This window comes from Phyllobacterium brassicacearum, assembly GCF_003010955.1.
Taxonomy (GTDB): domain Bacteria; phylum Pseudomonadota; class Alphaproteobacteria; order Rhizobiales; family Rhizobiaceae; genus Phyllobacterium; species Phyllobacterium brassicacearum.
In genome coordinates, this window is sequence record NZ_PGGO01000002.1 from 215,212 (window position 1) to 233,773 (window position 18,562).

Consider the following 18,562-nt stretch of genomic DNA (forward strand, 5'->3'; position numbering starts at 1 on the left):
TGTGCGATATGCTCATCGTAACCGCGTCATTGGCCCGCAGCCAGTCTAGTTTCGGTCGGCTAATCCGAAATGTGCTGGCACACGCCGACCGAAGGCGACATAACGCTCGAGACAAGCTCGTCCTGATTGCCCTCAGTCATGGAAAGCCGGTCTGGACAGAGCTTTGCTGGAGGCGAACCGACCAATATCACCTTGGACCGAAAGGAAAGTAAATGTCGGGAGGTTCAACGAGTTTCTCAGGGTTGGTGTGGCGCATCCATGAATTTGGCCCGCCGGATGTAATGCAACTTGAGTCATCGGACACCCCCGCTCCAAGTGCAAGCGAAGTCATCGTTAGGGTGCATGCGTCGGGTGTCGGCCCTTGGGATGGGTGGATCCGCTCGGGCAAGAGCGCGTTGCCCCAACCTTTACCCCTTATCCTCGGCTCCGACATATCAGGTGAAATCGTTGCGGTCGGCGCGGCCGTCACCCGGTTCAAAGTTGGAGACCAGGTGTATGGTGTGACCAACAAGCGTTTCTGTGGCGGCTACGCGCAATATGCGGTCGCCAATGCTTCCATGCTCGATATAAAGCCAGACACCATTGACCACATTGCAGCAGCATCGTTGCCGGTCATAGCGGTGACGGCATGGCAAGCGCTTTTCGATCAGGCCGGCCTGGAACGAGGTCAAACCGTATTGATCCACGGGTCGGCAGGCAACGTGGGGGCATATGCCGTGCAGTTCGCCAGAGAGGCGGGTCTCCGAACCGTGTGCACCGCCTCGCCCGATGATGTCGACAGAGTTGTTGCACTCGGCGGTGACAGGGTTATCGACTTCACCAAAACTCGTTTCGAGGATGAGATTCTCGGTGTCGATGCGGTCATAGATCTGGTAGGAGGAGAAACGCAAACGCGATCGTTCAAGGTGCTGAAAAACGGAGGGAAACTGATTTCGGCAGTTTCCGTTCCGGATCAGGATCTGGCGGAAGAGCACCAAGTCTTGGCCAAGTTTTTTCTAGTCGACGTATCCACAGAAAGCCTGGCCCGCATCTCATCACTGGTCTCCCGGAACGCTCTGACGATCAACGTTGGAGCCACATTGGCGTTCGAGCAAGCTCGTGACGCGCACCTGATGCTCGAGGGTCAGCTGCCGCGCCCAAAGGGAAAAATCGTGCTCGTAACGGACGAAATTTCCAAGCGTCAGCGAGAATTCGCTACAGTTTGAGACCGACATTCAAGCAAATCGGTCCGCAATTTGCTTGCGCGAACGACGACTATCCAACGACGGCTCGAAGGGTCAGGCATCGAGCCGTCGTTGGATCATTCAATGTGTACCCTTTCACCGAAGTGACTTGAAGGCCGCCCTCACTTCGACGCTGAAGAGCTCGGGCTCTTCCCATGCCGCAAAGTGCCCGCCTTTATCGACTTTGTTGTAGTAAATCAGGTTTGGGTAGGCTCGCTCAGCCCAGTGTTCAGGTGGCCTATAGACCTCTCCAGGAAAAATCGTCACCGCAACCGGGACTGTGATGATGCCGGGCATTGCCGTGTTCGCGGAGTTCTCCCAATAAATTCGGGAGCTTGAAGGCCCCGTATTTGTCAGCCAATAGAGCGTGATGTTGTCAAGGATTTCGTCGCGGGTGAATGCGCGTTCTGGTTCCCCGCGGGTAAATACCCAGTCGGCGAGCTTGTCATAAAACCAGGCGGCCAGTCCAACCGGCGAGTCGGCGAGGCTGTATCCAATAGTCTGCGGGCGCGTCCCCATGATGGCGGCGTAGCCAAAACCCTTGCTCAGAAACTCTCTGGCCTCATTGAAAACCGTCTTCTCTTCTTCGCTGAGATTTTCCGGAGCGGGATCCCCATTCTTCAGCGCTTTTCCGACTTCCGGCGGAATCGTCGTTGAACGCTCGATTCTGTTGACGTGAATGCCGAGTAGCCCCTCAGGTGCCTGTCGGCCCATGCTATCGGAAATGATGGCCCCCCAATCTCCGCCCTGTGATGCGTACTCTTTGTATCCAATGCGTTTCATCAGGACGTCCCAGGTTCGAGCGATACGATCGGGATTCCATCCGGTGCCCTGAGGCTTCTCGGAGAAACCGAAGCCTGGAATCGACGGAAGGACAAGATGGAAGGCGTCCTGTGCGCTGCCACCATGCGCGGTCGGGTCGGTAAGCGGCCCGATTACCTTCAATAACTCGAAGATCGATCCAGGCCAACCATGCGTCATGATGAGCGGCATCGCGTCCGCATGGGGCGAGCGAACATGGATGAAGTGGATGTCCACTCCGTCTATTTTCGTCAGGAACTGTGGCAGCGAATTGAGTTTTTGTTCCGCCTTGCGCCAGTCGTAGTCGGTCTCCCAATAGCGCACGAGCGCCTGAAGCCTGGATAATTGGACACCTTGAGAGCGGTCATCCACGGTTTCCGCTTCGGGCCATCGCGTTGCAGCGAGGCGGCGACGCAGGTCGGCCAGAGACTCGGCGGATACATTGACACGGAACGGTCGGATATCGTTTGACGCCAAAGCCTGAGCACCCGCCTCGACAACCGCCATCTGGGAACCAAAAACCGCTAGAGTCGCTACCACCGCTCCGTTGACGAGCAATGCCCGGCGGGTCAGAGCAGTCGGCCTTTTCGTTTGCTGATTAAACATCTCTGCCCCCTAACATATTCTTCGTATGTCCGAGCATCAAAGAACGCTCACTTGGCCGGCTCGACGAGCGTTTTTCCCGTTTCAACGATGTAAGTTGCAAGCTCGGAGGCCTTTGTTCCGCCGACGTTCTTGGCCAGGTGAGCCACGCCAGACGGAATGAACAAGGCCTCGCCTGCCTCCAGGGTGATTGGCTGCCGGCCTTCGAGCGTATACTCGAGGCTGCCTTCCAGGACATACGCGACTTCTTCGCCGGGGTGCGAATGCTTGATTGAGACTGCGCCTGGTTCAAAGTCCACGCGAACCTGTACCGCTTCGTGGCCTTTAATACTGATGGCTTCCTGCACAAGATCGGTGCGCGAGATTCCGTTCTGCTGTGCCATCGCGACATTCATTGTGAAGCCGCAGCCTACAAAAAACATCGCTGCCATAATCATTTGATTGCGTTTCATATATTTATCCTTTTTCGTCGTTCGATAGTAGAAGGCACTAAACGGGGCGACCATTGTTTCCGGCTTGCCGTCAAAAGCCACGACCCGCCTGCACATGAAGGGGCGCAATGGATCTCCGGCTGCGCATTGACGCCTCCGAGTCGCATGGCAGCACTGGCGCTGGTGCGCTTGTAGGCATGGTCTTTGTTATTCGGGCCCTAACTGAAGCCAGCGACCTCATTTGACCAAAGTGTTGTATTGCGAATGTGTCTGGCGAAATGGCCTTTTGTATCTCAATGTATTTGTGTCGAAATATGAACCCCGATCATGAGGAAGCCACGTGACCGGGGGCAACGTTCTCGCGATCTTCGACGCATTATCGAAGCGACTTGAAGCCGGCACGCACCTCTTGGGCGAAGAGTTGCGGCTGTTCCCAGGCAGCGAAGTGCCCGCCCTTCTCCACTTGATTGAAGTGGATAAGCTTGGGATAAGCCCGCTCTGTCCAGCTCCGCGGAGCCTCGTACTGCTCACCAGGGAAGACGCTCACGGCCACCGGAATAGAGACGCCCTTGGTGTTGAAAAAGCCGCCCTTGTATTCCCAATAGAGACGGGATGCCGAGACCCCGGTGTTGGTCAGCCAATAGAGCGTGATGTTGTCGAGAATCTCATCTCGCGTCAGTTCGCCCGTGGAGCTCTCTGTGCGGTTCAGAGCCGTGGTGACCGCGGCAGCTGGCTGGCCATCAGCATCATTGTGGTCGAGAAGCCACGCAGCCAGGCCGACGGGCGAGTCCGCAATCCCGTACAGGGTTTGCGGGCGCGTTGCCATCAGCCTTGCATAGTCGACCTGCTTGAATGTCGCGATGAGCTGCTCATAGGCGCGTCGTTCTTCAGCCGACAGATCAGATGGCGGCGGCGCGCCGACCTGGAGAGCTTTATCGACATCGGCCGGTACAGTGGCAGGCATGTTGGTATGGATGCCGAGCAATCCCTCAGGAGCCTGCAAGCCCATCTGGTCGACGACAAATGCTCCCCAGTCGCCGCCTTGGGCAACATAGCTTGTGTAACCAAGGCGCTTCATCAATTCGGCCCACGCTCGACCCATGCGTTCGGGACCCCAGCCGGTCGTGGTCGGCTTGCCTGAGAATCCGTAGCCCGGCATTGACGGAATCACCACATGAAAGGCGTCGGATTCACTGCCACCGTGCGCCGTGGGATTTACCAATGGCTCGATGATCTTCAATTGCTCGAAGACCGAACCTGGCCAACCGTGCGTGACGATGAGTGGCAACGCATTTTCGTGCGTAGATCGGACGTGGATAAAATGAATGTCCAACCCATCGATTTCCGTGATGAACTGGGGAAAGGCATTCAATTTCGCCTCCCCCTTTCGCCAGTCGTAGTCGGTCGCCCAATAGCGCGCGAGTTTCTGGACCGCGGCAAGCGGAACGCCTTGCGAGCTATCTTCTACAGTTTCCTTTTCGGGCCACCGTGTGGCCACTATGCGCTGGCGAAGTTCAACAAGCTGCTCCTCCGGAATAGAGACGCTGAAGGGTCGAATTTGGCCCTTGCCGCCTGATGCCGCGGGCTGGCCGGGGATCAGACTGATCACGCTTGCGGCGACCGCGGTCGCAAGCAAGCTGCGCCGTGTGATCGCCGGAACCGTAAAGTTGTCACGCTTGTGTGTGTAGAGCAATTCCCTCATTTCTTATGCCTCCTCCTATTATATATGTTGAAAAGAGACTTGGATCGCTGATTCATAATCGAGCAATAAATGAGGTAACGTACGCCTAAGCGTCAGTCTTAACCAGCGTGGAAGACCAAGAGCTTGTTGCCGTCGAGATCACGGAAATATCCGCAGTACGGACCATCCTGGTTTGGACCTCGCGGACTCGGCTGCCCCTCGTCGGTGCCGCCGAGCTGAATTGCAAGGTCGTATACTTCATCAACATGGGCACGGGAACGCGCGCTCAACGCAACCATGTTACCGTTGCCTACGTTGGCGCGGTCGCCATTGTAGGGATTGATCACGCCGAACTCGAGCATCGTCGTTCCGAAGTACACTGCCCGGCCAGGCTGTTCGAGAATGCGGCCTACGCCGAACAGAGCGAACAATTTGTCATAGAAGTTTGTGGCGGCGTCTAACTCGTTGGTTCCCACAACGGCGTGTCCCAACACTTGATGCGCGGCTTTAGCGGTCATATCTCGTCCTTCCTGATTGGTCCAATTTCGCCGTGGCTCATTGCCCTTCCGGCTCACGGGACAAAGCGCTCTCTTCGTGTATGGATTGGGTCTGTTACGCCGCCGGATTGTAAGCAAATGCGGGAGTGGATCAGGCGAGACACGCTTTGATACGATCGGGAATGCCGAACATCCGGCTGACTCTATCATGAAAGGCAGCACAGAGCGCATACCAGCGGCATCTCTCGCGACAAGCTTGCAACGCTTCCTTCCTCGTGGACGAGATGGCCGCATTTTTGCCCAGCGACCGAACGTGCGAGTGTTCCACGGACGTGCTGCTTCCGGCGCGCCGCGAGTCATGTCTCAACGGATGGCTTAGGATTTTCGACGACCGTGGCTGGTGCGACCTAAACGGGGGATCGGTGCTGGCGACAGGCTAGAAGTCAGCCTTCATGCCTGCAAGGCTGACGCATCCGCTCGCCGGGCAGCCGGTTCCAACGGAGACCGTCCTGCCGTCGTGAGCAACTGGCTCGCCAAGCTTTTCGCCTGCCGAGCAGGCTCGGCACTGCGGGTTATCTGTGCAACTGCCATCGCACCCTCGTGCAGCAGGTTGATCTCGGCCGCGATCTGCTTCGGCTCGGCGAACCGCGCGGCATGAGCGAGTTCCTCAAAATACGCGAGCACTAGGCGCTTATGCATTTCCGCAGCGCGGAACACGGGGTTTGCGGGGTCCTTATGCTCTCCGGCGGCGCTCACGAAAATGCAACCGCGGTACTGCTTATCGTTGAACGAGGCTTCAAGGAAATCGAAGGTTGCCAGAAGGCGCTCGACCGGATCGCTTGCGTGCTGCTCGACAAAAGTACGCAAGGCAACACGGTCCTCCTCGTCGCGCCGTTCGAGGGCGGCCAGGATCAGGTCCTCCTTGGTTTCGAAGTGCCGGTACAATGTCGTCTTCGCAACGCCACTTTCGGCAATGATCAAATCGATACCTGTCGCGTGATAGCCGCGCTCATTAAACAACCGCAGTGCAGTGTCGAGCAGATGGTCCCGGATTTCTGAACGGCGCATTTCATCCTCACAATAAATAAAAGGCCTGATCTGTATCGTTAGATAGCGATGGCTGAAGAGAAAAGCAAGATGGATCCTTGCCGACTCGCACGTTTGGAAATGTCTTCCAGGCAGTGGCAGGGCTCTGGAAACAGATAGAAGTACATATCTGTATCCTTTTGAATCGAATAGTAGGCGTCATTTGACTGAGATTCCGTCGTTCTGGCAGCGCTTGCGTTGATCTTTCGCAATTTCACCGAACAATCTCTGTCTTGGACGTTTGGAATCATAGAGACACAATCGTATCTTTTTTAGTTAACGTCTTCTATTAAGAGCAGCGCTTTTGCGGTGTGACCGCATCCAAGACGAACGTCCAACAAAGCGGAGATGCAAAAAAGTTTCGCTCGGATCTTGCAAAACAATACAGATCGGTATACATCCATGCTCATGCGATACAGATCGGTATCGTTTCCCGCGCTAACCGGGCAGATCGCCCACCGCGGACAACCAAGGAGAAGACAACAATGCCTCGTGTTTCTATCCAGAGTGCCGCTGCAAATCCGACCCGGGTGCGCGCCGTGTTCCTCGATCTCGTTGACCGCTATGGCCAGACCATCACCACGGCGGGCATGTATGCCTCGCTGGCAGTGATCTACTTCTGGTTCGGTGGCATGAAATTCACGGCCTATGAAGCGGAGGGCCTGACTGGCCTGGTCGGCAATAGTCCGCTGTTGAGCTGGACCTATTCTCTGTTCAGCGTGCGAGCCTTCTCAGGCCTGCTCGGTGTTGTTGAAATCAGTATCGGCGCTCTGATCGCGGCACGGCTCTTGAACCCGCTGTACTCCCTCATTGGCGGCGTGCTCTCGGCCGGGCTGTTCGTGACCACGCTCAGCTTCATGGTGACGACCCCTGGCGTGTTCTTGCCCGAGCTGGGGTTTCCGGCGATATCGGTCGCTCCCGGGCAGTTCCTGCTCAAGGATATTGGCCTGCTCGCGCTGTCCTTACGGATCGCCATCGACTCTCTCGCTGCATTCCGATCGGCAGATGCCTGACCAAAGATGGGGGGGTGCCTGCATGGTTCGCCCTCATCTAGCTGTCACGATGGCAGCAACCTTCATTTCCCAAACCGGCCGTGACGGTCGGTTCAACATAAAGGAACGACCATGCTTATAGCCTATATAGTGTCAAGAATCCGCAGCCACCTGCGCTATCGCCAGAGCATCCGCGAGCTTACGAAACTCACCGATCGAGATCTTGAGGATGTCGGCATCTCCCGTCACGAGATCGATCTGATCGTATCGAACGCGAGATTCTGACCCACGTTTTGAACCTGTCTTCCTCATGGTCGAGGAAGAAGACGAACATTGAAAACAATCAGGATCACACCATGAGCACACATCACACTAAAGTCTTGATAATAGGGGCCGGACCAACAGGATATACCGCTGCCATCTACGCTGCCCGTGCAAATCTCAAGCCACTTTTGTTGACTGGCATCCAGCCTGGTGGTCAGCTCACGATCACTACGGATGTCGAGAATTACCCGGGCTTTGCGGAACCAGTTCAAGGACCTTGGCTGATGGAGCAGATGCGGCAGCAGGCAGTAAATGTCGGCACGCAGCTGGTGTACGACACGATCACCTCGGTCGATCTCTCCAAACGTCCGTTCCGTGCCCAAGGTGACTCCGGCGACACGTACGTCGCTGACGGACTCATTATCGCTACGGGAGCTCAAGCCCGCTGGCTCGGTATCCCGTCGGAGGTGGCGTTCAATGGCTACGGCGTGTCGGCCTGCGCAACTTGTGATGGTTTTTTCTATCGAGACAAAGAAGTCGTAGTCGTGGGCGGTGGCAACACGGCCGTCGAGGAAGCGCTCTACCTGTCGAAGATTGCCTCCAAGGTCACGGTCATCCATCGCCGAGATCGATTCCGCGCGGAACCGATCCTGCAAGACCGTCTTTTGGCCAAACCGAATGTCGAGGTGGTCTGGAACCACGTCGTCGAAGAGGTTCTCGGGGAGCATGAGCCGACGAAATCGGTAACTGGCGTACGTATCCGTGATGTAAGAACAGGTCAGACGAAAGAGCTTCCCACAGACGGCGTCTTCGTTGCAATCGGTCACGACCCGGCCACTGCGCTGTTCCGTGGCCAGCTCGACATGGATGAGGCCGGCTACATCAAAGTTGGCTCCTGGTCGACCAAGACATCCGTTCCCGGATGCCAGGCGGCCGGCGATGTTATCGACCCGGTATTCCGCCAAGCCATAAGCTCCGCCGGAATGGGATGCATGGCAGCCTTGGAAGCCGATAAATTCCTTGCCGAATATCCAAGTGATCCTGACAAATGAGCGTAAAATTGTGCGCCTATTGCAGTTCGAACGGCGGAGCGCGTGATGCAATCAGCTGTTCGGGCTGTCGATAGAAGCCGGCTATGGAAGGTGGCGTGTATAGCCTCAGCTCATCCCGAAGTCGGTGAGGTCGATCCAGACATAAACCCGATCGCGATCGGGACGGCCATCAGCACTCCGGGGGTGAGCGCGTCGTTTCGTCGGAAACCTGATGCCATCGGCCGTTACCATGTCATAGACATACTGGGCCGCGGGAAAGCTCCCGGAAATATCGACCTGATAGTCATGGCGACGCAGTAGAAAATCTGGTCCAAAATAGAATTCCTGAACCGGGCAATGGCTTTCAATCTCCTTGGGAAATGTTGCCCGCAACACGCGCCACGTTTCCCCCTCTTCGTTCCACGGTGCGATCTCCTCAACCTTGAAACCCGGCAGCGCCATCAGGAACGGCGTATTCAAATAAGTCCACATCGCATAGCCATTGAAGTAAGCGCGGTGCAGCGGGTCCCATGGGGTATTTAGCGTGTGGCCGGCAAAGGCAGCGAGGGGATTGTCCCGTTCAGCGATGATCTTGTTGTCCGGGGCCTCAATCACAACCCGTTCGGGCACGAAAGTCATACGCCAATCGGGATCGCCGTAGGGCGCCACGTCCATCCACTCGTGGTGTATTGCAGCGGTTACACGACGCGGCGTCGCATCGGCTTCGATGCCTTTCATCCCCCACAATTCGCCGCCTGAGACAATCGTCACGCTAGCTTTCTCAAAGGAATTCCAGTGGTCAAGGCCGCCATGGGCGGCAAGAACATCGCTCAATAGGTCCACCAGGTGGATCGAACAGGGCGAGCCCGGAGGCGTGAACTGAACGGCGCGAGACCCGTCATTTCTGACGAAGTCGGCATCGAGCCGCCAACCCAAGCTTGCGTAGAACTCCTTCGACCGCTCGACATCCGCAACAGGGATGACGGCGACTTCAAGCTTCAGGTCAACTCCTGCATGTGTCATGATTCTCTCCAATGATGATTTAAGACCTTCTCAATCTGCCAAGCGGCCGACATGGTAGCCGAGCCGGTTCTCAACGTCGCCGAGGCGATGAAGACCGCGTTCCAGCAAGAGCTTGATCCGGTTCTGACTGGCAGGTCGCTGAACGGAAGCGATGAAGGCGTCCCGGACGCTGCAAGGCTTCACATGCTTATCGTGCAGCGCCAGATTACAGTCTGCATTAAGGTAAAAAGCTTTGTCGGCAAGTTGGGGTAAGCAAGCGGCTCCTTCTGTTTGAGGCGGGAACGCTGATATCTCTCAAACGTCAGTGGCCAAAGAAATGCCTGACGACATTGAAACTGTCTGCTCGTTGGTCATTCCAGTCAATGGCCGCCTAAAAAGCGATCTGGATGCCAGTGCGCGCGATCCGGGCGTCGGCAACGAGATAACCGTCATCGCGCCGGCGCGTTCCCCGACGGCTACAGCGTCTGTGAATTGCATGGGATCGTCCCTATTTATAGATTCAGTGAAGACGGATCGGAGGACAGCCATGGAAGCCAGAACCGCCACGCGACAAGACCTTAGTCATGTCTTCTCGCATCTCGCCGTCAGAATTAGCCAAGAATTTTCAGCAGCCGGAGAGACTGAAGGAAGCGCCAAAGAGCATCTCTTGATGGACCTAAGAGAAGGTCGAGGACACGCTTTGCGAGAAGGAGACCAAATCCTGGCCGTTATCACGTGGCATGAAGATGATGGAAAGGCGTACACTTCTTTCGCTGCTAATGAAGCGTTTTTCGCAGCCAAGACCGTTCGCTTCTGCAAACGACACATTCAGAAAATCCAACAACTTTGCGGCAATATTCCTGTCCGGTCGGTGATCTGGAGTAATCGTCCGGATGTCGATCGCTGGTTTGCTGCGATTGGGTTCAACAAAGTCGAAGCGAACGAGACAAGCACCACCTACGAATTGCCTGCTCGTGAAGATTAGTCACCCCAGATTTTCGATCACAGTCGGCGAATTGGCCGCTCCACGGCGTTTCGTTTCTGAATTCGTCACCTATATCCCCGTGGATTTTTGCAATCCACTAAGCCGAATATATTATTCCTCTTCCCGCTTCATGTCATGATAAAGTAGGGATTAATCCCAATGGAGCAGCGCCGACCTAACACCCGATTTGGTTTACGCGCACCACGGCAGCCTCAGTGTCTTGGCTCAATTTTCTGCCGGCTGTATTGCCGTTGTTGATTGGTGCCGCACTCCTTCTTTATGCTGAATGACGGCGCCACTCTACCTGCTCGCTCTCGAAGGAGACACCTATGGTTGAAAACCAGTCCGCAAGTGGCCCCGACCTGTCACAGGGCATACCTGTTCATGCCCTTCATGAAGGGAAGCTTCTCGGTCATGTCGGCGGAAAAGACGTTCTCGTGGTGCGAACAGCGGACGGGATATTCGCCATTGATGCGCTGTGCAGCCACTATCATGGTCCGCTTGTTGATGGACTGGTGGAAGGGAATACCGTGCGATGCCCATGGCACCATGCCTGTTTCGACCTGCGCAGCGGGGAAGCCGTCCGAGCACCTGCCTTAAGCCCATTGTCGTGCTGGGAAGTGGATCAGCGAGACGGGAAGCTCTTTGTTCAGAACAAACGCGATCAACCAAAACAGGAGCAGCCCGCACGATCGGACACGCCGGAGAAGGTTATCATAATCGGTGGCGGTGCGGCGGGTTTTGCCGCGGCGGAAATGCTTCGGCGGCGCAATTATCAGGGCAGTATCGTCATGCTAAGCGCGGACACAGCCGGACCCGTCGATCGGCCGAACCTTTCGAAGGATTATCTGGCTGGCAGCGCGCCTGAAGAATGGCTGCCGTTGCGATCGGACAAATATTACAGCAAGCAGAACATCGACGTTCGCCTTCGGACAGAAGTCACTGCAATCGACGTCACGGCACGACATGTCGTCACCGGAAACGGCGACAAGATTCCATATGATCGGTTGCTCCTGGCAACAGGTGCGGAACCAGTGCGCTTGACTATACCCGGCGCGGATCAGCCCAATGTCTATACGCTGCGAACGCTTGATGACAGCCGCGCCATCATCGCTGCAGCCAAAAGCAGTAGACGAGCCGTGGTGACAGGGGCGAGTTTTATCGGGCTCGAGGTCGCCGCCTCTCTCCGCGCACGCGATATCGAGGTTCATGTTGTCGCTCCGGCCAAGTGCCCGATGGAGCGGGTTCTCGGACCGGAATTGGGGGATTTCATCCGGGCTCTCCACGAGGAGCACGGCGTCATTTTTCATCTCGAAGATACGGTGGTTGCAATCGAGGGTTCGAAAGTTCGGCTCAAGAGCGGCGCCGTACTTGAGGCAGACTTTGTCGTTGCCGGTATCGGGGTACGACCACGCCTCGCGTTGGCCGAGCAGGCTGGCCTTGCTATCGACGACGGCGTTGTGGTCAATGCCCATCTCGAGACAAGTGTGCCGGGGATTTACGCGGCGGGCGACATCGCACGCTGGCCTGATCCGCATTCCGGTCGAAGTATCCGTGTCGAGCATTGGGTGGTCGCGCAACGCCAGGGACAGATCGCTGCTCTCAATATGCTTGGACGACAGGAAAAGTTCGAGTCCGTGCCCTTCTTCTGGAGCCAGCATTATGACATCCCGATCAACTACGTTGGTCACGCCGGAAAATGGGATGAGATTGTCATCGACGGCGATATCAAAGCGAAGGACTGCACGCTGCAATACAAAAGCGGCGGACAGGTGCTGGCCACAGTCACCATTTATCGGGATCTCGAAAGTCTAGAGGCCGAAGTCCGGATGGAGCGCGAAATCGCTTAGCATGCAATGAGTCGAAGTTCACGAATCTCACCATCTTGAGCATAGGTTGCGTGAAACGCTTGCCTTTGCGCGATCCTGACACCATGAGTGTTGATATGGCCGATCCCTGAACCATGGGGCAATCGGTGCCTGGTACTCGAGGGACAGGATCATCCGGGGGAAAAGGATTGCGTGACCGTTACACGTCAACACAACACTCCCCGCCCAGACTTTGCCCTGGATAACTTGATACGGTCTAGGAAACGGGTCCGACTGGCGTCATGCGTCCGAAGATATCAATTAGCGCGATCACGCGGCCGGCGTTTGTAACTTCGTTGACGAAAATCGATCGACCAGGAGAGAACTCGCTTTGAGTTTGTTCCTTTTTCGATGTCGCCTCTTTCTTTCAATGAATCCGGGCAGCCCGAGTATCATCGAAGTGCATATCGATTTGCCTTGTCGATCGCCGCTTTCATGTGAACTGTCCCTCGGACCGTAGGGGCGCCGCTTCACCCGCGGTTTATGCAACTAATTTTCCGTCGACTTGATCCGTTGACGGAAAACCAAAGGTCGTGACGCCACCGTTATTGGAAGAGGCTTTGCCCTGGTTTATCCCCTGCCCTCGCCATGATCTCGCGCGTTTGCTTGCGGTACCGAACCTCATAGCAGAGATGTGCCGTTGAGAGACAGAAGGCCTTGTTCGCCACCCAAAAAACGTTGTGCGAAATTGCTAGTTTTCTATTGGTTTTTAAGGCCGTTAAGGGAAACCGCTGCACAACAACATCGGTATAACTGCATGCACAATCAACATGTTAACTGTTTTTACCAAACGGATTTCCATTCCTGCATAGACCCGCCAGCTTTCGTCCGCATTACTACCGGGACGGCTTGACAAACTTTGATACAATTTTCCGGATACCGAAAGATCGCCGCGAGTGATATTTCAAGCATTTAGATCAGAAGTCATGGGACGTTCCCAATGCAATCCGCACCCCATATCGCAGTCGTCGACGATCACCGGGATATTCGCGATCTCGTTGGAAAATATCTTTCTCAGCAAGGATATCGCATCAGCGTGGCTGAGAGCGGAACCGCTCTGCGAAAGTTGCTCGAGCGGAGCGCTCCGGACCTGATTATTCTCGACATCATGATGCCGGGGGAAGATGGCTTGTCCGTCTGCAGGCAGTTGCGCCGTTCAACGGAGTTGCCGATCATTTTCCTCACCGCCATGGCAGACGACACGGATCGGATTATCGGACTGGAGCTTGGAGCCGACGACTATCTCGTCAAACCCTTCAATCCGCGGGAGCTGCTCGCGCGGATCAGGGCAGTCTTAAGACGAGTCAATAGCTTGCCGCCGCAGCGCGAGACGCTCAAGGCCAAGACAATCAGCTTCGATCGATGGAATTTGGATGTCGGGCGCCGGGAAATCCTTGCAAACGACGGTGTTGGTGTCCCGCTCAGCACAGCCGAGTTTCGATTGCTGAAGGCGTTTCTCGAACATCCTGGAATGGTGCTGAGCCGCGATCAGCTAATGGACCTAACCGTTGGCCGCAGCGCCGAATCTTTCGACCGAAGTATCGACAATCAGGTCAGCCGTTTGCGAAAAAAGGTCGAGGTGGACCCAAAGAATCCGGCGATCATAAAGACCCACTGGGGTGGCGGATATAGTATTTGCGCAGAGGTGGTGCAGGTATGAAACGGTGGTGGAAGCGCAGCCTTGCAGCACAATTCATCGGCCTGATGCTGCTCGCGCTCGCGCTCTCCCAGGCACTCAGTTTCGTGACCTCGTGGGATGAGCGGGGTAAGGCCCTGCAGGCGGCCGCCAAGGCAGAGTTTTTCAGCCGAACGGCTTCCCTTGCGACACTGCTCGAATCCATCCCGACGGCGTTTCGCAAGGACGTTCTGGACGCCAGCGGCACCGCTTACAGCCGCTTCTGGCTATCCTCGCAAGACCCCGTGGACGCTAGCATGTGGCGTCAGGAGGCTTGGGCACAATTATCAAAACCCATGCCGAATATGAAAGCTCTGAAGTTTAAAATGGCTGAAACAGCCAATTCCGCCGCCGCTTCAGCACCGTCACAACTCGAAACATCTCCCTTCCATGCCCTGGCTGCTCCGACTGATTCCTGGACCACGCTTAGCCCGCACGTCTGGACTGTACCGCAGCCGGCAAAGTTTCTGTATCTCAGTCATTCAAACGGGATGGGGCTGGCGGTTGGACTGAGCGATGGAACCTGGCTGAACACCGCCTACGCCAAGCCGGTCCCCAATTCCATTTGGAACGTCCAGTCCCTGTCGTCCCTGGGTATCACAGCTGCGATTCTTTCGCTGATCGGTGTCATCGTTTCCAGGCAGATTGCAAGTCCAATGCGACGCCTCGCCGTGGCAGCCGAAGCGTTGGGACGCGGTGAAAGTGTGCAGCCGCTTCCCGAAGCCGGACCTGACGACATCCGCCAGACTGCGGAAGCATTCAATCGCATGCAATGTCGGCTTCATCGCTTTGTCGAAGATCGGACCCGGATGCTGGCGGCCATTGGTCACGACTTGCGAACGCCCCTGACTTCCCTTCGGCTGAGGGCCGAATTTGTAGCGGATCCTGATGTACAACAGAAAATGCTTGCAACCATCGACGAGATACAGACGATGACGGAAGCGGCCCTTGCCTTTGCCAGGGAAGAGGGCACAGTAGAAAACACGCGTGCCATGAACATTTCTGCCCTCGTAGAGAGTATCTGCGACGACATGGACGAGCTTGGCCAGGACGTCAAATTCCTTGAGAGCGAAAAGATCGTCTATCGATGCCGGCCCGATGCACTGCGAAGAGCCTTTCGCAATTTGATCGAAAATGCTGTCCGCTACGGTGAAAGAGCACGGGTCAGCGTTAGAAAGCGGCATGACGGTATCGGTATTATCGTAGAGGATGATGGGCCCGGTATACCTGAAAGCGCTTTCGAGGATGTCTTCGCACCATTCTTCCGGCTGGAGCAATCCCGCAACCGGGAAACTGGTGGCGTCGGGCTCGGTTTGTCGATAGCTCGGGCAATCATTCACCATCACGGAGGGGAGATCGCTCTCTTTAACGGCGATATCGGATTAAAGGTCATCGTTACTCTCCCCGCCGCTCAGCGAATCGCCTGAAACAGCCACAACCACGCATTCGACCGATCTCATTGGAGGCAAGCATCGCCAGCGGCAAGCGCGACAGGAAATGTGTATCGAAATGTCGCAAATGACCCAATTGTTACGGTTCGGCGCAATAACTCGTGCATTCAGACAAACCTTTGCGACACCTCAATCGCAATATGCTGCTTGTGAAGCAAGTGTCGGCCCCAGGGCTCTACTCATTGTGAGGATGTCGAAATGATGCACTTCGAGAACCAACCCAGCCGCAGCGGTTTAATGAATCCTCGCATATATCCGATCAATTCAGAAAAAAGTGACGCCACCCACGCCAGATTGGTTTTCGCGGCCGTGCTGTTTGCCGACATCAAAGGCTTCACACGTTTTTGCCAATCCGTTGACCCGTGCGTAGCATTCCACACACTCTCGACCTTTCATCAACGTATGGCAAAGGTTGTTGCAGAATATTCAACAACCGTTACCACAAATGCCGGCGACGAAGTGATGGCGGCGTGGTGTGGCACACCATCGACTGTATCGTCGACGGCACTCCGGTGCGGCTTTGCAATGCTGGAGTCGATAGACGCCTGGAACCACGAGGATGTCTCCTTCCGGCCAGGATTGAATATTGGGGTTGGGCTCCATGCCGGTCCCGTGATCCTTGGCCGCATCCCCAGTCTGCGTGAAAGTCGAATGAGCGTGTTCGGCGACACGGTGAATACTGCCAGCCGGCTCGAGCATATGACCAGGATCTATCCAACCGGCCTGATCGCATCTGATGAATTGGTGCGGGTGGTATGTAAACACTCCCCGTCGGAAACCGGGATCAATCGTCTTCATTCTGCGATTACCACAACAATTCGCGATCGGACCGGTCTACTTTCAATCCGGATCGCTATCTGAAATCCTCCTACTAGGCAAAGTGACAGTGTGCAGTCTCTATCAGCCACTCCGCCAATTCGATGCGCAGAACAAAAGCCAAGCAGATTTACAAGAGAACCGGCAACCTGCGCGCTGTGCACCTTCTCGTGGGCCATGCCAAGCTCGAAAATACCGTTCGCCATCTCGGCATTGAGGTGGATGACGCGTATCGCTGAGCAAATCGAATTATAAGGTCAGGCTAATTGATGGCTCGGCCAGGGTGTGTCAGATGAGCGATCTTTTTCATATGATTCACAGCCGCACTGCCACCTGTCGTCTTGGTGAAAAGGTCAAGTTTCTCTTCGTCATCAACGCCGACGGGCATCAAAGCCTGATCCATGTACTTCCGTGATGCCGGGTCCCTGGAAATCATAAGTGCCGTCGAGGCCAATCGGACAATCGCGCCGGCGAGGATGGCATGCTTGCCAAGTGTCTCCCAAACGAAGCGAGGCCAGAAGATCAGTGGCCCTTCTCGCGGCATCTCGGGACGTCGCTCCGACGGACGCTTCAAGCGCAAGATGCCGCTCTGCAATGGATGCACGTTTTCGAGGTGAACCATCGTCGCGAAAGCCACAAGCACCTTGACGAGACTACCCATCGGAACCCCCGTTGCGCGTGCGCGACGCAGCAGTGTCGTCATGTGTTTCGGTGTGTAGTAGAGCGACCACGCGTCACGATAGATGTTCTCCCACTCGCGCTTGCTCATCCTGGCATGGGCCGTGCACACATGCTCGACGTCATAGATGTTGAGATCGGGATCCATCTCGACCCCATTTTTCCACAGGATCTGGTGATCCTCCGAGCCGGGCAGCGGCGTCAGGCAAAAAAACTCGATAATATCGAGCGGGAGCTCCTCTTGAATGATTGCGATATCGCGCCGGATTGTTTCAGGTGTGTCCGACGGAAAGCCGAGGATGTAGCCGGCCAGCGTCATGATCCCCTGCGCCTTCCACGCGAGCAGCATCCTGCGATACTCGGTGATCTTGTTCTGGCCCTTCTTGGCGGCGATGAGATTGTCCGGATTGACGTTCTCGAGGCCAATGAAAACCCGTGTGACACCCGCACGCTTCGCCTTCTCCACGAAGTTCTCGATCTTGTGGCACAACGTATCAACCTGGATCATCAGGCCAAGCGGGATTCCATCCTTCTCCTTCAACGCGATAAGGCGGTCAAAGATTGCTTCCCATTCTTTATTGCGCGCGAAATTATCGTCGGTGATGAAGAACTTATGGACGCCATGCGCCCAGTTCAGGCGCACCAGTTTCTCGACGTCATCGGCGGAACGAAACCGCGATTTTCGGCCTTGCACGTTGATGATGGTGCAGAACGAGCATTGATAGGGACAGCCGCGTCCGGCGTCAAAGCTCGCGCTCAGACCAAGCGTATGCGCGACGTAGCGTTTCGGCAGGAATGGTACGGGTGCGCCTTCAATGCCAGGCAAGTCGTTCATGAAGTTGTATAGCGGTTGTAGCTGGTCCGATGCCGCATCGCGCAGCACAGTCTCGAGCCGGCCCTCGGCCTCGCCCGCAAATATCGAAATGCCCATCGCGCGACATGCGTCGAGCCCGACGGCGTGCCCGTCAAGCATGGCCAGGCAGCCCGATACATGAAAGCCCCCCATGGCGACGGGCAGCCCTGCATCACGGAAGGGCCGGGCAATGTCGAGAGCGCGCGGATACTGATTGGACTGGACACCGACCAAAGCGACCATTCCGAAGTTATTGTGCCGCCGGAATTTAGCCAGAAGGGCTGAAACGTTGACGCGCGTGTTGGTCTCGTCAACTACCGTGATATCGATAGCGATATCGGGCCCGAGCACCTGACGATCCGCGCAGTCAGCGGCAATACCGTGGAGCGCGGCAAGCGAATTTGACGGTATCATGGCTCGCCACCAACGGATCACATATCCATCGTCATCATAGTGCGACGGTTTGATGAGAATTAGCTGGAAGCGTCGATCTCGTGCCTCTGAAACATACGACAAAATCAATCTTTCGGTTGGAGGCAATTACCCGAGCATAGCAGAGGTACGCTCGCTCTCAAAATCCGGATCGTGCTCGTACGCTTTCAAGAGGGGCATGTTGCCTATTACT

Annotated in this window: 16 protein-coding genes and 1 pseudogene; 10 read left to right on the forward strand and 7 right to left on the reverse strand. The window is 55.8% G+C overall.

The features are described 5' to 3' along the window. The first annotated feature begins 212 nt into the window (after positions 1 to 212). Positions 213 to 1,205 carry an NADP-dependent oxidoreductase gene (locus CU102_RS03945; RefSeq protein ID WP_106709663.1) on the forward strand — a complete coding sequence of 331 codons (993 nt, stop codon included), beginning with the start codon at positions 213 to 215 and terminating at the stop codon, positions 1,203 to 1,205. Positions 1,206 to 1,319: 114 nt separating this feature from the next. On the opposite strand, the gene CU102_RS03950 is transcribed toward CU102_RS03945, so the two are convergent. The 5 genes from CU102_RS03950 to CU102_RS03970 form a co-directional block, all read right to left on the reverse strand. Further along, the gene (locus CU102_RS03950) at positions 1,320 to 2,630 is read right to left on the reverse strand and encodes an epoxide hydrolase family protein (RefSeq protein WP_106709664.1); all 1,311 of its coding nucleotides are present in this window, start codon (positions 2,628 to 2,630) and stop codon (positions 1,320 to 1,322) included. Positions 2,631 to 2,677: 47 nt separating this feature from the next. Then, the gene (locus CU102_RS03955; RefSeq protein ID WP_425351517.1) at positions 2,678 to 3,064 is read right to left on the reverse strand and encodes a cupin domain-containing protein; all 387 of its coding nucleotides are present in this window, start codon (positions 3,062 to 3,064) and stop codon (positions 2,678 to 2,680) included. A gap of 370 nt (positions 3,065 to 3,434) precedes the next feature. Continuing rightward, positions 3,435 to 4,760, reverse strand: a complete 1,326-nt coding sequence (locus tag CU102_RS03960) for an epoxide hydrolase family protein (RefSeq protein WP_106709665.1) — start codon at positions 4,758 to 4,760, stop codon at positions 3,435 to 3,437. Positions 4,761 to 4,858: 98 nt separating this feature from the next. Next, positions 4,859 to 5,257, reverse strand: coding sequence for a VOC family protein (locus tag CU102_RS03965; protein ID WP_106709666.1), 399 nt, complete (start codon positions 5,255 to 5,257; stop codon positions 4,859 to 4,861). Positions 5,258 to 5,686: 429 nt separating this feature from the next. Next, positions 5,687 to 6,304 carry a TetR/AcrR family transcriptional regulator gene (locus tag CU102_RS03970; RefSeq protein ID WP_106709667.1) on the reverse strand — a complete coding sequence of 206 codons (618 nt, stop codon included), beginning with the start codon at positions 6,302 to 6,304 and terminating at the stop codon, positions 5,687 to 5,689. Positions 6,305 to 6,807: 503 nt separating this feature from the next. On the opposite strand from CU102_RS03970, the gene CU102_RS03975 reads away from it, so the two are divergent. The 3 genes from CU102_RS03975 to trxB all read left to right on the forward strand — a co-directional run bounded on the left by CU102_RS03975 (position 6,808) and on the right by trxB (position 8,630). After that, positions 6,808 to 7,335, forward strand: a complete 528-nt coding sequence (locus tag CU102_RS03975) for a YkgB family protein (RefSeq protein ID WP_106709944.1) — start codon at positions 6,808 to 6,810, stop codon at positions 7,333 to 7,335. Between the two features lie 111 nt (positions 7,336 to 7,446). After that, a complete protein-coding gene (locus CU102_RS03980) occupies positions 7,447 to 7,599 on the forward strand; it encodes a DUF1127 domain-containing protein (RefSeq protein ID WP_106709668.1) in 153 nt (50 codons plus the stop codon). A 71-nt stretch (positions 7,600 to 7,670) separates the two neighbouring features. Then, positions 7,671 to 8,630: a thioredoxin-disulfide reductase gene (trxB, locus tag CU102_RS03985; protein WP_106709669.1), complete on the forward strand. Its 960-nt coding sequence runs from the start codon at positions 7,671 to 7,673 to the stop codon at positions 8,628 to 8,630. 825 nt (positions 8,631 to 9,455) lie between these two features. Here the strand turns inward: trxB and CU102_RS29680 are convergent. Next, positions 9,456 to 9,632, reverse strand: a pseudogene (locus CU102_RS29680) (VOC family protein); the annotation flags it as partial. Positions 9,633 to 9,683: 51 nt separating this feature from the next. Between CU102_RS29680 and CU102_RS31090 the strand changes: the two are divergent. From CU102_RS31090 to CU102_RS04020, 6 genes are all read left to right on the forward strand, one after another. Further along, positions 9,684 to 9,884 carry a hypothetical protein gene (locus CU102_RS31090; protein ID WP_208113805.1) on the forward strand — a complete coding sequence of 67 codons (201 nt, stop codon included), beginning with the start codon at positions 9,684 to 9,686 and terminating at the stop codon, positions 9,882 to 9,884. 64 nt (positions 9,885 to 9,948) lie between these two features. Continuing rightward, positions 9,949 to 10,596 carry a hypothetical protein gene (locus CU102_RS04000; RefSeq protein ID WP_245425164.1) on the forward strand — a complete coding sequence of 216 codons (648 nt, stop codon included), beginning with the start codon at positions 9,949 to 9,951 and terminating at the stop codon, positions 10,594 to 10,596. 329 nt (positions 10,597 to 10,925) lie between these two features. Further along, positions 10,926 to 12,446 (forward strand): FAD-dependent oxidoreductase, encoded by a 1,521-nt coding sequence (locus tag CU102_RS04005; RefSeq protein ID WP_106709670.1) that lies wholly within the window; start codon positions 10,926 to 10,928, stop codon positions 12,444 to 12,446. A gap of 958 nt (positions 12,447 to 13,404) precedes the next feature. After that, the gene (locus tag CU102_RS04010) at positions 13,405 to 14,124 is read left to right on the forward strand and encodes a response regulator (RefSeq protein WP_106709671.1); all 720 of its coding nucleotides are present in this window, start codon (positions 13,405 to 13,407) and stop codon (positions 14,122 to 14,124) included. Further along, on the forward strand, positions 14,121 to 15,566 hold the full coding sequence (locus CU102_RS04015) for a sensor histidine kinase (protein ID WP_106709672.1): 1,446 nt from the start codon (positions 14,121 to 14,123) through the stop codon (positions 15,564 to 15,566). The genes CU102_RS04010 and CU102_RS04015 overlap by 4 nt, the downstream gene beginning before the upstream one ends. A 222-nt stretch (positions 15,567 to 15,788) precedes the next feature. After that, entirely contained in the window at positions 15,789 to 16,451 is a 663-nt protein-coding gene (locus CU102_RS04020) for an adenylate/guanylate cyclase domain-containing protein (protein ID WP_106709673.1), read from the forward strand. 217 nt (positions 16,452 to 16,668) lie between these two features. Here CU102_RS04020 and CU102_RS04030 read toward each other — a convergent pair whose 3' ends face one another. Next, complete coding sequence (locus CU102_RS04030) at positions 16,669 to 18,453, reverse strand: B12-binding domain-containing radical SAM protein (protein WP_106709947.1); 1,785 nt, start codon at positions 18,451 to 18,453, stop codon at positions 16,669 to 16,671. Positions 18,454 to 18,562: the final 109 nt, after the last annotated feature.